Consider the following 15,541-nt stretch of genomic DNA (forward strand, 5'->3'; position numbering starts at 1 on the left):
TTTTAAACAATAATAATACCTTTTACCAATAGAAGTAAGTGTAATGGCAAGTGCTTGAATGTCAGTTCTTAATAAAACTATAAAAGCGTGTGAGTAGAAAATTTTTGTTCGCTGGCGGACGGTTGAGGTCGCTGATGCACGCCAACCAATCAAAGGGTAGCGAGAAGCCTTTCGATGTATCTTTTCTCGGGCAAGCTAGTTGTAAGCTCAATGGCCTGGCGAAAGCAGCTGGCTGCCAAATTAGTATCGTCCATTGCCATGTAGATTTTGCCCAGCAGTGAGAAGTAGTATTGGTTTTGCACCAGGGAGCCTTTGGCATCCAGTTCCTGGAGCTTTTCGTAGGCAACAAATGAGCCCTGGCTATAGAAGGTGGCGATCAGCCAATTCAGTTGAATAGTTGCACCAGGATCGCTGCGCAACAGGTATTCGTATAGTTCGCAAATGCTTGACCAATCTGTTTCCTCAAAGGACGGAGCTTGAGCATGTTCGTAAGCTATCGCAGCCTCCACCTGGTATTTGCTGTAGTTTTTTTCTGCAATCGACAAACGGAAATAGTGCTGCCCAAGGCTGATCATCTCTGCGTCCCAAAGTCCCCGATCCTGACTTTCTAAATCGATCAGCTTTTTCTCAATATCCTCTCTGGCTGGAAACCTGGCGGCATGGAGAAGGAACAAAGAGAACAAAGCCAACGAGTCTGCTGTTTTCAGCTTTTCATTGTCTGTCACCAGTTTGATCAGCCGGATGGCTTCAAAGCACAACTCCTCTCTGATAATAAAATCGTTATCGGTTGAGGAGTAGCCTTCATTGAAAAGCAGATAGATGATTAAATGCACCTCATCCAGTTTTTCTTTCACCTTTAAATGGTCCGGATCGGGAAAGAAGAGATTCTTTTCATGGATCAATTGTTTTGAGCGTACAATGGATTTGGCCACTGCTTCTTCAGTCATAAGCAGGCCACGGGCAATTTGTCTTACTGTCAGCCCGGCTACATGCCTCAGCACAAAAATGAGCTGGTTCTTGATAGAAAAGGAAGGGTGACAGCAAGCCACAATCATCCGCAGCTGACTGTCTTCAATTTCGTTGTCGAGGAAAAGCATCTCAAGCTTGATATCTTCCCGTGTATTAAGAAAGGATTCCGCCGGCAGCGGCTCGAACCGTTTTTTTCGCAGAGCGTTGATCGCCTTGTTTTTACACACTTTAAAAAGCCAGTTCACTGGCTGATCCGGAATGCCGTTTTGTTCCCAATGTCTGATGGCAGACTCGAAGGCTTCCTGCACGATGTCTTCAGCAAGCTCGAGCTGCTGAAGGCCGAAGTACCGGGCCAGGGAGGTCACCATCTTACCGTACCATTGTTGGTAAAGATGGTTGACCAGCTTTTGTGTTTCAAAATGGTAAGGAGCCTGTTCCTGCTTCATCAAAAGTCCATGATGGGCCTAAGCTCCACAAGTCCATCATATTTGAAAATGGGGCAGGTTTTGGCGATGCTTATGGCTTCTTCCATGTCAGTTGCCAGGAACACAAAGAAGCCGCTGATGGCTTCCTTCGATTCAATGAATGGACCATCTGTTTCTACTTTATTTTTGTAGATCATCGCACCAGAGCCTTCTAAAGGGTCGCTCATCACATGACGGTTCTCTTTCTCGAGACCTTCTTTCCATTTAACATATTCAGAAATATCAGCTTCCATCTGTGCTGGAGTCATTTCGTTCATTGCTGCAAGGTCTTCCCTAATCAGGATCAAAAACTTTTTCATAAGGTAAAATTTAAGTGTTTTTCTCCTGTAGACAAGGTGGTCATGCTTTTTTGGACAACTATCTCACGAATTTTCTTTTTGAGACTAGGACATTACGCCGACCAGCTCCTTTAGGAATTTGGCAGCTACAAATGCAGTCATGTCGTTCACATCCCTGACCGGATTGTATTCTACAATGTCGGCGGCTACGATATGCAGGTGCTTGTGGCGCTGAATGAAATCAATCACCTGCCTGGTAGTGGCACCGCCCGGTTCGTAATGAGAAATGCCGGGAGCAAAGGCCGGGTCAAGCACGTCGATATCCAGGCTTAGGTACACAGGCCCATCAATATCAATGGTCATGTCCTCCGTCCATTTATTCATTGGAATAATGTTGACATTGAATTTTTCCGCTTGCTCTTTTTGGTGCTTGTTGAGTGTGCGAATGCCCACCTGTGTAAGGCTTTGTGCCGAGCCATTCTCCATGATTCTTGCAAATGGACAGGCGTGAGAAAATCGATTGCCATCCAGTTCGTCGTACAAGTCGGGGTGAGCATCGAGGTGCAGGATAGAAAGCTTCGGAAAGTGAGGAGCTACTACTTGCAAAAGGGGATAGGTTATGGAGTGATCACCACCCACGAAGATCCATTTATCGGAAGGCGTATAGATTTTGGAGATCTCTGTTTGCAATGCATCATACGGAACCATCGGCGAGATGTCTCCGGCATCGTTCAACAAGTCCTCCACATTTTGACCAGCTTCATTGAAGTAGTTGGTGGCATCTGAATGCAGCGCTTTTCGAATGAGGGGAGGGGCTTGTGCCGGGCCTCGCATGAAGGATGAGTTGGCGTCGAAGGGGATGCCTAGTAGGTTGATAGGGTTCATTTGCATGGTGGCTGATCTGGCTACTTTGCGGCCAATCTGCCGTTTTTTAGGTTAAAATTAGTTAGTATATTTACAAACTACCGAAAACAAATGATAGCAGTAGCTGAAAAATTCACTTATTCTAAATATCTCCAGTTGGATGATGACAAGCGATATGAAATCATCGATGGAGAACTTTTTGATATGTCACCAGCGCCCTCTTTAAAGCATCAGGCCTTTTCACGGAATCTGCAAAAGCTTATCATGGACTATGTATATGGTAACAAATTGGGGCATGTATTTGATGCGCCAGCTGATGTGAGATTTGATGAGCACAACGTCGTGCAGCCCGATTTGATTTTTATCAGCCATGCCAATGAGGGTATTTTGACAGAAAGAAATATCAGTGGCTCGCCCGACCTTCTTGTCGAAATTCTATCACCCTCCACCTTTCATCACGATCAGGAGAGAAAAAAAGCACTTTATGAGAAGTTTGGGGTAAAAGAGTTTTGGGTAGTTGATCCTGCCAATGAGGTGATAGAGATTTTCTCGTTGAATGGGAAGAAGTACGAGTTGCTTGCATTTGCCTCGCAAAAAGGAACGGTTGATTCATCGGTACTTAAGGGGTTTTCAGTAACGATAGAGCAAATCAGAGCTAAAGAATTTGATAAAAAATAGCAGGCCGCAGCGGCTACTGCGGCCTGGTTATTACGCTAATCTTGTAGCTTCATTCCATTCTCACAAAACTGGTACATCGCCTTTTTTATGTATTCAGCCAACCCAACGGCAAACTTGTCATAGTTGACCTTGAATCGCTCGTCCGCCACGTACATGTCGGCCAGGCCTCGGTACTTTTCTTCTGTTACTTCGAAAAACTGCCCTACCCATGCATGATGCTTAGCGATCAGCCGTTGCACCTCCCGATGGGTGACTGGCTGGTTCATTAAGGCTACCATTTGGCGGCAAAAGTCGTCCGACTGCTTTTTTGTATCAGCCCATTCGTCTTTTGTCTTTTTTCGGATCACATTTTCAGAATGATCCAGGGCCTCCTTACCCCATCTGTCCACTACTTCCTGACGATAGGTTTTCACCTGCTCTTCGGTGAAACCCTCGTACATTTCCTTATCAGTTATCATTGTCTTTTTGTTTTTAAGTTCATCAATCGTTTTATCCAAAGTGTTTAACAACACCTTGTTTCTGGCAATCTGTTTATGAATTTCCGACTTCTGGAACTCCAGTGATTCCAGCAAGTCAAAATCCTTTTCGTCCATGATCTTTTTAATCTCTTTAAGAGCAAAGCCCAACTCACGGTAGAACAGGATCTGTTGCAAGCGTAGCATTTCCTGCCTGCCATAGTACCTGTATCCTGAATCAAACCCTCGTTCTTTGGGAGTCAAAAGACCAATCTGATCGTAGTGATGAAGTGTGCGCACACTTACACCAGCCAGTTTAGCCAGCTTTTTTACTGTATAGCCTGCCATACATTTTCATTAATGATGATGCAAAGAAAAGCTATGACGTAACGTCAGAGTCAAGGTTTTTTTCAACTTTTTTAGCTTGGAGGGAAGTATAGAAATGAAAAAAGGGAAACGGCACCGCCATTTCCCCCAAATTATTGCGAGTTCTTAAGGGCTATGGTTTGTAGTCCTTCAACAGCTTCGCCGTATTCTCGATCGCTCCGGGTTCTAGTGTGCCATGTCCGGGAATGACCATCTTTGGTTTAGGAAACCGTTGCTTCATCTTTTCAAGACTTGCAGGCCAGGCGGCTACATCGGCATCGCCAAGGTTACCAAGAGACTTGGTTTTGGCGTCTTTGATAAAGCAACCTCCATAAAGGATTTTTTCTGAAGGGAAGTACACCACCACATTGTCCGATGTGTGTCCTGCACCTGGGTAGAAAACCTCTATTTTGTCTCCCGCAAGGGTGATGGTCGTGTCGCTTTTAAAAAGGACGTCAGGCTTAGCAATGCCATTTTCCGCGGCCAGTTTGGCCGTTAGCTCCGAACTCACGGCTGGAATACCTCTTTGTTTTAGGATATCAATACCACCTATCCGGTCATCGTGGAAGTGCGTGATCACAAAGCTGGCCACCGGTTTTTTGATCTCACTGTCAATCCAGTCAAGGAGCTGAATGGTTTGATCATTGCCCCAGGGCGTGTCAATGACTACCACGCTGTCTTTGCCCACGAAGATGACAGCATTGGCACCCACTTTTCCGCCCTGGTAGGCGCCGTATGACTCATAAATGTATATCGAGTTGCTGTGTTTTTTAACCTCAATCCGGAACTGAGCATGGGCAGTTCCGATACAAAACAATATTGCAATGAAAGGAAGAAGTTTCCTGATCCCGGCGGCCAACCAATCTGTCATCATAAATCTCAAAACAGTAATCATTAAAGCCCGTACTTATCAATCAAATAGGTTAAAGCCGCCATAGTAGCAGCGCCCAACTCCAGTTCTCTCCGGCTCACCTTATCAAACGTGTCAATCGCCGTATGGTGGTAGTCGAAGTACCGCTGTGGATCCGGGTAGAAGCCAATCATGGGCACACCTTGCGTTGCCAGTGGGCTGATGTCGGCCCCACCACCTCCGGTGTCAAACTTGTAAATCTGATAAGGCACAAACAATGGCGCCCAGCCTTTGATGCGCTCTACCTGCTTGTCTTCAGCAGTAAAAGTAAACCCAAGCGGTTTGAAGCCACCACGATCCGATTCCATGGCAGCAATGTGTTTCTCTTTATTTTCGGCAGCCAATTCGGCGTATTTCCGTCCTCCCCTAAGGCCATTTTCTTCGTTCATGAACATAACTGCTCTTAAGGTTCTTTTTGGCTTGTAGCCAATGGCCTTCAGAATCCGAAGCACCTCAATAGACTGCACACAGCCTGTGCCATCGTCGTGGGCCCCCTGCGCCAGATCCCATGAGTCGAGGTGGCCACCAACAACAATGTATTCGTCGGCTTTGCTGCTGCCCTTAAGTTCGCCCACTACATTGTGTGATAGCTTGTCGGGTAGCATCTGGGAATGCGTCTCAAAGTAGAACTCCAGCTCAGGGTCGTCTTTCAGCATCCTGCTCAGCTTGTCGGCATCGTTGGTGCTGATGGCAACCGCTGGCAGCTTGTAAAGGTTGAGTGTGTAGTTTGTGCTGCCAGTGTGCGGGTTGTCGTCCAGTGCGTTGGTGAGCGAGCGAACAACCGCACCTATTGCTCCATATTTAGCCGCTTCTGATGGCCCGGCTCCCCTTTGGTTGCCTGCGCCGCCATAAGCTTCAAACGTTTCGATCAAAGTAGGATCCATGCGGCGGTTGAAAAAGACGATTTTGCCTTTCACACCAGCTTCGCCGAGAGCGGCCAACTCCTCAAAGTTTTGCACTTCTACTATTTTTCCAGCGACACCATTAGGCCCTGAGCCCACTGAGTTACCCAGCGCCACAACGTTTACGTCAACTGAACCCATTTTAGAGTTGACAATCTTGCCAATTTCCTTTTGACCTCTTACCCAATGAGGCACCATTACTTCCTGAAGAAATACGTTGTCAAACTCAAAAGCTTCCATCGTTTCTTTGCTCCAGTCTACTGCGGCGGCGGCTCCGGGTGAGCCAGCCAGCCTTGCCCCGATTTGGCCGGTAAGAAAGTCCAGCATTTGATAAGACTCGCCTCTGGCAAGTGCTTCGTCGTAGATTTTGCGAAGCATTTCAACATCCTGGTCGTCAGTTTTTACTTTTTGGCCCTGCAAACTGCTAATTAGCAGACAGGAGAAAAGTACGAGAGCAATGTGTTTCATATTCAGTATTTCGTTTTCAATGTTTTCGGATGAGTCACAATAAGTGAGGGTATTGCTGCGGCCGACGTTTCCATCGCAACCTGACAAGAGATTGCAAGATAATGGTGGGTTTGAAAAAAATACAGACCAATACTGTAATTCATTGGCATGAAAGTAAACAAATAGAGTAGTCTTTGTCGTTAAGGTGGGAAAAGAGTATAAACATTGGTGAATTAAAAAGTATTAACTAAAAGATTCGTTGTGGATTTCCCAATCGTTCGAGGTATTATTGTATATTAAAATTTCTTAAAACCCTTTTGTTCATGAGTGCAGTCATTCAAACCAGAGACGTTTCCAAAAAATATGTGATGGGTAGCGAAACTATTCATGCACTCAAGTCGATCACAATAGATATCAATAGGGGCGAGTATGTGGCCTTCATGGGGCCTTCAGGTTCTGGAAAATCTACCCTGATGAACATAGTGGGATGTCTTGATACGCCATCTGGCGGCCAGTACATCCTCAATAACCATGACGTTAGCGATCTTACCGAAAATGAGCTGGCGGAAATCAGGAACAAGGAGATCGGGTTCGTTTTCCAGACTTTCAACCTGCTGCCAAGGCAGTCGTCTCTTGAGAACGTTGCACTTCCGCTTATTTATGCTGGGATGAACCGGGAAGACAGGGAAGAGCAAGCCATGGCAGCCCTCGCTGGTGTTGGACTTGCTGAAAGGGCTCGTCATAAGCCCAATGAGTTATCGGGTGGACAGCGCCAGAGAGTCGCCATTGCGAGAGCGCTCGTTAATAATCCTTCGATTATCCTGGCGGATGAGCCGACTGGTAACCTCGACACGAAGACCTCTTACAGCATCATGGAGCTTTTTCAGGAGCTGCACGACAAAGGCAACACCATCATTATGGTGACACACGAAGAAGATATTGCAACGTATGCGCACCGGGTCATCAGGCTAAGGGACGGTTTGATTGAATCTGATACCCAAAACGAGAACATCAGCCGCCATGTATCAGAGCCGGTCTGATATCGAATGAAAATTTACACTAAAACAGGCGACAAGGGAACCACCTCTCTTCTTGGTGGCACCAGGGTATCGAAGGCACATCTTCGCATAGAAACCTATGGCACTGTCGACGAACTCAATTCCTATATCGGATTACTGAGGGATCAAGAGGTAAACAAAGCCAGAATACCATTTTTTATAGAAATACAGGAGCAGCTTTTTACCATTGGCTCTCACTTGGCTATGGAGCCTGGAAGCACCAAATTCCCCATTCCGCAGGTTGATGAAACATTGACAAGCAGGCTGGAGGCCGCCATGGATGAAATGGATGCCTTGCTGCCTCCGATGAAAAACTTCATTCTGCCAGGCGGCCATCCTTCGGTTTCGCATGGTCACATCGCTCGCTGTGTTTGCCGCAGGGCTGAACGATTGGTTATTGGATTGCAAGAACAAGAGGCCGTGGAAGAAAGTATTGTCCAGTTTCTTAACCGCCTGTCTGACTATCTTTTTGTGCTATGCCGCATGATGGCGCAGGAGCTAGGCGTGGAGGAAACTCCGTGGAAGCCCAGAAGTCCAAAATAGGCTTTGTTTTGCACCCCTCCTGAAGGAAAAAGTTTGTACCGGGACAAACCTGGTGAAAAATTTAGTATCTTCATCGGTCTCAACCCCGATACTAAATTTTAGATGACGCTAAAGAAGACCCTTCTGTTGCATACTGCTTTATTTAGCCTTTTTGTATCCACTCAGGCACAGAAAGTAAGCATAAAAGAGACGACCACAGGTATTGATTTTCTGTTAGGCGGAAAGGAGGTGCTTACTTACCAAACTTCCATGCTCACCGTGCCGGAAGGAGTGAAGAAGGAGTTTCGCAAATCTGGCTTTATCCATCCGCTCAAGTCACCTTCTGGCGAGGTACTTACCCGTATTCAACCACCCGACCATTACCATCACCTGGGCATTTGGGGCCCATGGACGAAGACCAAGGTAGAAGGCAGGGAAGTGGACTTTTGGAATTTGGGAGATGGAAAAGGCAGGGTCGATTTTGACCATATAATCTCACAGACATCTAAAGGGAATATTGCTGAAGTAGTCGTTCGACAGCACCATACTGACCTGCTGGCACCGAATGGCCCACAGGTGGCTATTGAGGAGGACTTAGGCATCCGGGTGCAAAGCGCAGATAAAGGAAGGTACCTGGTCGACTACACAACGACCATTTCCACACCACTGTCAACGCCTATTATGTTGGAGGCCTACCGCTATGGCGGAGGTATCGGCTATCGTGCCACAGCGGCCTGGAATCAGGGTAACAGTACGATTCTTACGTCAGAAGGGTACAATAGAACCAACGCCGATGGAACAGGGGGGAAGTGGGTAATGGTACATGGCGTTTCTGGAGCAAAGGAAGGAAAAAGCGGTATACTATTTCTTAGCTACCCGGAAAACAGGGCTCACCCTGAACCAATGCGGGTGTGGCCAGTGGATGCTAACGGAGGGAAAGAAAATGTCTATATAGAATTTTGCCCCATCAGGTATGAGCCCTGGGAAATTGAGCCTGGAAAGAAATACACTTTGAAATATAGAATGGTGGTGTTTGACGGAACGCTTACAGCCGAAGAAGCGGAAGCTTACTGGAAAGCATTCACCAAATAATAATTAACTACTTACCCTTAGACTACTTATATACCTATGAAAAGAAGAGAATTTGTCCGAAACACAGCCATTGCTACCAGTGTGCTGGGTTTCCCCACCATAGTGCCCTCTTCCGTTTTTGGAAAAGATGCGCCGAGCAACAAAATCAATATTGGCCAGATTGGGTGTGGCCGCATTGCCCGAGGACACGACATGCCTGGTACCTGGCAGCACGATGTGGCCCGTTTCGTAGCGGTCTCCGATCTGGACAGCAAGCGCATGAAGGAAGGGAAGGAGCACGTTGAAAAGTTCTACACCGAAAAAATGGGCAAGCCTTACGTCGATGTGAAGCAGTACGGCGACTACAAGGAGATGCTTCTCAACAAAGACATTGATGCAGTCATCATCAGCACGCCCGACCACTGGCATTCGCAGCCCGCCATGGAAGCCGTATTGGCTGGCAAGCATGTTTATCTCCAAAAGCCGACTTCGCTCACAGTCCACGAGGGGCGTCAGCTGGCTGACCTGGTGAAGAAATCGAACGTCACTTTTCAGATGGGTACCCAGCAGCGCTCCATGAAACAGTTCAAGGTGGCGGCCGAGCTAGTGCGCAATGGTAGGATTGGCAAAATACATACGGTAAGAATAGGTCTTCCAGGCGACCCCGCTGGCCCCGAGGCCCCCGCAATGCCTGTACCAAAGCAACTGAACTACGATGCATGGCTTGGCTCTACACCAGAGGTTCCTTACACCGAAATCGGTGTGCATCCGGTAGAAGGCTACGACCGGCCGGGCTGGTTGCGTTGTGAACAGTACGGTGCAGGCATGATCACTGGCTGGGGGCAGCATCACTACGATTCGGCTGCCTGGGGTATGGATACAGAATACATAGGACCAAGGTTCATTGAGGCCGTGGCCGAGTTTCCAAGATCTGGGCTTTGGAATGTGCATGGCGACTTCATGGTGAAGCAGGAGTACGACAATGGCATCAACGTATTTACATCAGGTGGCTACCCGAATGGCATCCGCTACGAGGGAACGGATGGCTGGATTTGGGTGTCGAGGGGTGACTATGTGGCTTCTGCTTCGGATCCGGTTGCTGCTGAGAATAGCGCTAAGGCATTAGATGCTTCTGACCCTAAGATTCTGCAATCCGTGATTGAACCGGGTGAGATTCATTTGTATGAAAGCGAGGAGCATCATGGCAACTGGTTGGAATGCATCAAGTCTGGCAAGGAGCCCATATCTCCCGTAGAAATGGGGCATAAGGCCTGTTCCGTGTGTCTGACAAGTCACATAGCCATGAAAATTGGCAGAAGGCTGGAGTGGGATTCCAAAACAGAGCGCTTTGTCAACGACGACGAGGCCAATACTTACTTAAGCAGGCCGCAAAGAGCGCCCTACGGAACCGATAATGTTAAAATGAAAGGATAAAGTATAAATGAAACTCAATCAACTATTTTTAGGGGCTCTCGCAGCCCTTTTTCTTGCAGGGTGCCAATCAGGAACGATGAAAGAGAGCACGGAAGAATCTACCGACAACGGTAAAATCAGGATCATGACGCTGGAGCCGGGGCATTTTCATGCCGGTCTTATCCACAAGTCAATGTATCCGGTGGTGGACTCCACCATTTATGTGTTTGCACCGAACGGCCCAGAGCTGACGGATTATCTTGCCCGCATCAACGGATACAATACCCGGGCGGAAAACCCGACTGGCTGGCAGTTGGAGGTGACCAAAGGTCCTGATTTCTTGCAAAAAATGGTCGATCAGAAGCAGGGCAACGTGATGATGGTGGCCGGGAAGAACGACCACAAAGTGGACTATGTACTGAAAGCCATTGAAAACGATATCAACGTATATGCCGACAAGCCGCTGGTAGTGGACAAGGCTGGTTATGCCAAGTTACTCAAAGCTTTTCAGGTGGCGGAAGAAAAAGACCTGCTGCTGTATGATATCATGACCGAGAGATTTGAGATCACCACTATTTTGCAGCGTCAGCTGTCCATGCTGCCTGATGTATTTGGGGAACTGGAAGACGGCACACCTGATAATCCGGCGATCACCAAAGAGAGTGTGCACCACTTTTTCAAATATGTATCTGGCAAGCCTTTAGTGCGGCCCGACTGGTTTTTTGATGTGAGAGTAGAAGGAACTGGCATTGTGGACGTAACCACTCACCTGGTAGACCTGGTGCAGTGGGAAACCTTCCCTGAGCAAAGGCTCGACACCACCGATGTCAATATGATGTCAGCGAAGCTTTGGCCTACTGTGCTAACCCTCGACGACTTTAAAGGCGTGACGGGCGCTAACGAGTTTCCTGCCTTTTTGAATGAATACATCAAAGATGGCAAGTTAGAAGTGATGAGTAATGGTGAGATGAACTACACCCTTCGTGGCAAACATGCTAAAGTAAGCGTGATTTGGAACTACCAGGCACCAGAGGGAGCAGCCGATACACACTACAGCATGATGCGGGGCACCAAAGCCAACCTGATGATCCGTCAGGGAGCGGAAGAAAACTACCGGGCCACGCTGTACGTGAAACTGCTAGATGGGCAGGAAGAGGCACTGGCCAAGGCGATCAACGAAACGCTGCAGGCGAAGTATCCCGGGATTGGGCTGACCAAGCAGGAGGGAGGCGAGTACATTGTAGACATTCCTGATTCTTACCACAATGGCCATGAAGCACACTTTGGTCAGGTAACCGAGAAGTTCTTGGAGTACTACCAGGCCGGATCCATGCCGGAGTGGGAAAAGGCATTCATGAAGGTGAAGTACTTCACGAATATCAAAGCTCTGGAAATGGCCACGACTAAGTGATGTTGTAGCATTTTTGAATTACGGGCCCGGCTGTGGCGCCCACAGCGATAGCTGGTGGTACTACAGCCGGGCTTTTTGAAATTGAGGTGTATCATTTTGGCAATTAACCCTTTGGCCGCTAATGTCACGGGTAAACGCATTGATCTATCATCATTTATTCCTTCCAACCTGCATGATCCTTAAAAACTTCTTTCTACTTGCCACGATTTCAGTTATTTGCTTCGCCTGTGAGGAGCCTGAGAAGCAAGACTGGCAGCAGCAAGCCAACGGCGTCTGGAAATACTCCATCGGTGAAAAAAACAAGATCAATCTGCTGAGTGCGGCCGGGGCGGTTCCCAACATTACCAGACTGAATGTCGGCGCAGCCACAGTTTTTCCATTCGACAAAGAACGAATCCGCATCACAAAATCCGATCACAAAATAGTGATCCAACTGCCGCTCGACGACGATGAACAGATTTATGGACTGGGCCTACAGTTCAAAAGCGTCAATCGGCGGGGAAAAATCTATCATTTGCAGGTCGACCACTACGGCGGCAAAGACAATGGCAGGACCCATGCACCAGTACCTTTTTATGTGTCGAGCAAAGGCTATGGTGTGCTGATCAACTCTGCCAGCTACATGACTGTGTACGTGGGTAGCAACGTGAGGCTCGACAGCGAAAATAAGCCTTATGTCTACGACCGAAACACCGAAAAGAATTGGGAGGCCCAACCCCAATCGGATGTGGTGGAAATCGTTATTCCCGACGAAAGTGCGGAGGTGATCGTTTTCAATGGAGAGACACCCGTCAATACTATAAGGAAATACAACCTCTATCAGGGTGGGGGAGTCCTGCCGCCCAAGTGGGGCCTGGGCTTTACCTACCGCAGCCATACACAGCATACGTCGGAGGAGGTGTTGGCCGAAGTGCAGGAGTTCGAAGAGAACGAGTTTCCGCTAGACTTTATTGGGCTGGAGCCTGGCTGGATGAACATGTCGTATCCCTGCTCTTATGAATGGGACGAAGGCAGATTTCCTGAACCGGAAAAGTTTGTGCAGGCACTGCTGAGCCAGGGCGTGAGAACAAACCTGTGGATGAACCCCTATATAGCACCCAAAGCGAAGTTGTACCAGCCTATGCTGCCCTATGCAGGCACGCATTTGGTTTGGAATGGCATCGTGCCAGATTATACCATGGAGGCTGCCAGAAAGGTGTTTTTGGAGTCCTACAATGCGCATCAGCTTGATATTGGCGTCTCGGGGCTCAAAATAGACGAAGTGGATGGCTACGATAACTGGCTCTGGCCCGATGCTGCCACTTTTCCTTCGGGCACCAGCGCAGAGCAAATGCGGCAGGTGTATGGACTGCTCATGCAGGAGATGATTGCCGACCTGTACCACAAAAATAACCAAAGGACTTACGGACTGGTAAGGGCCTCCAATGCAGGAGCCGCCAGCCTTCCCTTTGTGCTGTACAACGACTACTACGACCACCGGGATTTCATCACGGCTCTTATCAACTCTGGGTTTTCTGGGGTGCTCTGGACGCCCGAAGTAAGGCAGTCCGACACAGGTGAAGAATGGCTGCGCAGGATGCAGTCGGTGTGTTTTTCGCCCATGGCGATGGTAAATGCGTGGTCGAGCGGTACCAAGCCGTGGTCGTACCCCGAGGTGTATGAAGAAGTGCAGCAAGTGGCCATGCTCAGGATGCAACTGCTGCCCTACATCTACTCCACATTTGCCGACTATTATTTCAATGGCACGCCACCGGTTCGACCCATGCAACTAGTGGAAGGCTTTGGAGCAAAGGAAGAGGTGAAAGCCGGGCAGTTGGATGACACCGCCAACCCCTACAACCTGGCTATCAGGAAAGACATCAAAGACCAGTTTATGTTTGGTGATAACCTGCTGGTGGCTCCAGTGTTTACAGGTGAAACTTCCCGAACGGTTATTCTGCCACAAGGCAAATGGTACAACTTTTACACAGGCGACTATGCAGGCGAAAATGAAGTGATTGAGATCAGAACAGCGCTGGCCACCATCCCGCTTTTTGTGAAAGATGGCGGCATCATTCCCATGATCCAGTCCCGGCTCCATGCGCCCAAGCCGGGTGAGCAGCTAGCATTGCAAGTGAGGTATTACGGCAAAGCGCCGGGTGCCTTCCTGCTGTACGACGATGACGGCGAGACCTTCAATTATGAAAAGGGTGATTATTCGTTGACCGAGCTGAAAGCTGACCCGGAAAAGGGCCAAATGGGGAGTGAGAAACGGATAGAAGGTAATGTCTTTGGTTATGGGAGTATAAATTGGCAGCTAATGACTGTGAGGTGATTTCAAATCGTGCTTTGTCAGACGCAGTGTGGTTGTGGGTTTAACCACAAGAACCACAGTACATGCGAACGCTTGTGTCAGTGAAGTACGCTGATGGCCCCATTGAATAAGAAACTGGCACGCTTAATTGCACCCTGCCCCAAATTTTTTGAAAAAACCAAAGATTCTTCCTGCCCGTTATACCATCGTTTAGAGATTAAATTTCTAATTTTACTTTTTCAATAATAGGTTGAGGCCATGATAGATACCCTTCAATTTCCGATCACCCAGGTGGCGAAGTCCAGAATCAAAGAACTGGACATGGATAATGTTCAATTTGGTAAGAGCTACTCTGACCACATGTTTATGGCAGAGTATGTCGATGGACAGTGGACAGATCTGAGAATTGTACCTTATGGAAACCTCTCCATGAGCCCAGCCAACACCACGCTACACTACGGCCAGTCAATTTTTGAAGGCATGAAGGCGTACAAGGCAGACAATGGTGATGTGTTGATTTTCCGTCCTGACAAAAATGCGGCCCGACTGAACAAGAGTGCCGTAAGAATGTGCATTCCTGAGATTCCTGAGGAGATGTTCATGAGTGCCCTTACTGAGCTGCTGAAGCTCGACAGAGACTGGGTGCCCAACAAGCCGGGTACCTCGCTGTACATCCGCCCGTTTGTATTCGGCAACGATCCATTCGTAGGTATCAGGTCATCATTGACTTACCAATTCATCATTTTTACGAGCCCTGCGGGTGCTTACTACTCCAGGCCGGTGAAGGTGAAAGTGGAAACGAAATATACAAGGGCTGCTCCCGGGGGTACCGGCAGCGCCAAAACAGCTGGTAACTATGCCGCTGCGTTGTACCCAATGGTGCAGGGCCAGAAAGCAGGTTACGACCAGTTGCTATGGACTAACGCAGGTACGCACGAATACTTTGAGGAGTCTGGTACCATGAACGTGTTCTTCCTGATCGACGGCGTGCTTTGCACAGCTCCAGCCGGAGAAACCATCCTTGATGGGGTGACCAGAGACAGCGTGATCACCCTGGCCAAAGAGTGGGGCTATCCTGTGGAGGAGCGCAAAGTATATGTGAAAGAGTTGAAACAGGCACTGCTGGACGGTAAGGTGAACGAAGCGTTTGGTGTGGGCACAGCGGCAACTATTGCCAAAATCAGTCACATTGGTTTTGAAGACGGCGACCTGGAACTGCCGGGAGAGGAGTCAAGAACGCTGTCGAACAGGCTTTTGAAAACGCTTGACGATATTAAGTACGGCAGAATAGAAGACACACACGGCTGGATTTACAGAATCTGACCATAGTAACATATCACAAAATCCATCTGCTTTTTCGAAGGGGGTGGATTTTTTATTTGCCAGTGTCTTAAGAAAACAGGCGAACTTACTAACAGT

Annotated in this window: 14 protein-coding genes; 8 read left to right on the plus strand and 6 right to left on the minus strand. The window is 48.2% G+C overall.

What is annotated here, in order from left to right; all coding sequences use genetic code 11:
- Positions 1 to 149: 149 nt before the first annotated feature.
- The 3 genes from GC130_RS11130 to speB form a co-directional block, all read right to left on the minus strand.
- Positions 150 to 1,415 carry an RNA polymerase sigma factor gene (locus GC130_RS11130; RefSeq protein ID WP_151998377.1) on the minus strand — a complete coding sequence of 422 codons (1,266 nt, stop codon included), beginning with the start codon at positions 1,413 to 1,415 and terminating at the stop codon, positions 150 to 152.
- Positions 1,415 to 1,753, minus strand: a complete 339-nt coding sequence (locus GC130_RS11135) for a YciI family protein (RefSeq protein WP_151998378.1) — start codon at positions 1,751 to 1,753, stop codon at positions 1,415 to 1,417. Before GC130_RS11135 ends, GC130_RS11130 begins: the two co-directional genes overlap by 1 nt.
- Before the next feature lie 84 nt (positions 1,754 to 1,837).
- Positions 1,838 to 2,617 carry an agmatinase gene (speB, locus tag GC130_RS11140; RefSeq protein ID WP_151998379.1) on the minus strand — a complete coding sequence of 260 codons (780 nt, stop codon included), beginning with the start codon at positions 2,615 to 2,617 and terminating at the stop codon, positions 1,838 to 1,840.
- Positions 2,618 to 2,707: 90 nt separating this feature from the next.
- Between speB and GC130_RS11145 the strand changes: the two genes are divergently transcribed.
- Positions 2,708 to 3,274, plus strand: a complete 567-nt coding sequence (locus GC130_RS11145; protein ID WP_151998380.1) for a Uma2 family endonuclease — start codon at positions 2,708 to 2,710, stop codon at positions 3,272 to 3,274.
- Between the two features lie 35 nt (positions 3,275 to 3,309).
- Here the strand turns inward: GC130_RS11145 and GC130_RS11150 are convergent, their stop codons facing one another.
- From GC130_RS11150 to GC130_RS11160, 3 genes are all read right to left on the minus strand, one after another.
- Positions 3,310 to 4,077, minus strand: a complete 768-nt coding sequence (locus GC130_RS11150; protein ID WP_151998381.1) for a MerR family transcriptional regulator — start codon at positions 4,075 to 4,077, stop codon at positions 3,310 to 3,312.
- A gap of 151 nt (positions 4,078 to 4,228) precedes the next feature.
- On the minus strand, positions 4,229 to 4,990 hold the full coding sequence (gene bla / locus GC130_RS11155) for a subclass B1 metallo-beta-lactamase (protein ID WP_151998382.1): 762 nt from the start codon (positions 4,988 to 4,990) through the stop codon (positions 4,229 to 4,231).
- Positions 4,990 to 6,375, minus strand: coding sequence for a M20/M25/M40 family metallo-hydrolase (locus GC130_RS11160; protein WP_151998383.1), 1,386 nt, complete (start codon positions 6,373 to 6,375; stop codon positions 4,990 to 4,992). Before GC130_RS11160 ends, bla begins: the two co-directional genes overlap by 1 nt.
- Before the next feature lie 302 nt (positions 6,376 to 6,677).
- Between GC130_RS11160 and GC130_RS11165 the strand changes: the two genes are divergently transcribed.
- From GC130_RS11165 to GC130_RS11195, 7 genes are all read left to right on the plus strand, one after another.
- Complete coding sequence (locus GC130_RS11165) at positions 6,678 to 7,394, plus strand: ABC transporter ATP-binding protein (RefSeq protein ID WP_151998384.1); 717 nt, start codon at positions 6,678 to 6,680, stop codon at positions 7,392 to 7,394.
- A 6-nt stretch (positions 7,395 to 7,400) separates the two neighbouring features.
- Complete coding sequence (locus GC130_RS11170; protein ID WP_151998385.1) at positions 7,401 to 7,955, plus strand: cob(I)yrinic acid a,c-diamide adenosyltransferase; 555 nt, start codon at positions 7,401 to 7,403, stop codon at positions 7,953 to 7,955.
- A 102-nt stretch (positions 7,956 to 8,057) separates the two neighbouring features.
- Positions 8,058 to 9,026, plus strand: a complete 969-nt coding sequence (locus GC130_RS11175) for a PmoA family protein (protein ID WP_151998386.1) — start codon at positions 8,058 to 8,060, stop codon at positions 9,024 to 9,026.
- A gap of 36 nt (positions 9,027 to 9,062) precedes the next feature.
- Positions 9,063 to 10,439: a Gfo/Idh/MocA family protein gene (locus GC130_RS11180; RefSeq protein ID WP_151998387.1), complete on the plus strand. Its 1,377-nt coding sequence runs from the start codon at positions 9,063 to 9,065 to the stop codon at positions 10,437 to 10,439.
- Between the two features lie 76 nt (positions 10,440 to 10,515).
- Positions 10,516 to 11,829 (plus strand): putative oxidoreductase C-terminal domain-containing protein, encoded by a 1,314-nt coding sequence (locus GC130_RS11185; RefSeq protein ID WP_226940437.1) that lies wholly within the window; start codon positions 10,516 to 10,518, stop codon positions 11,827 to 11,829.
- Between the two features lie 121 nt (positions 11,830 to 11,950).
- The gene (locus GC130_RS11190) at positions 11,951 to 14,143 is read left to right on the plus strand and encodes a TIM-barrel domain-containing protein (RefSeq protein WP_226940438.1); all 2,193 of its coding nucleotides are present in this window, start codon (positions 11,951 to 11,953) and stop codon (positions 14,141 to 14,143) included.
- A gap of 237 nt (positions 14,144 to 14,380) precedes the next feature.
- Complete coding sequence (locus GC130_RS11195) at positions 14,381 to 15,445, plus strand: branched-chain amino acid aminotransferase (protein WP_151998389.1); 1,065 nt, start codon at positions 14,381 to 14,383, stop codon at positions 15,443 to 15,445.
- Positions 15,446 to 15,541 lie beyond the last annotated feature (96 nt).

The sequence above is a fragment of the Imperialibacter sp. EC-SDR9 genome (assembly GCF_902498805.1).
Lineage (GTDB): Bacteria > Bacteroidota > Bacteroidia > Cytophagales > Cyclobacteriaceae > Imperialibacter.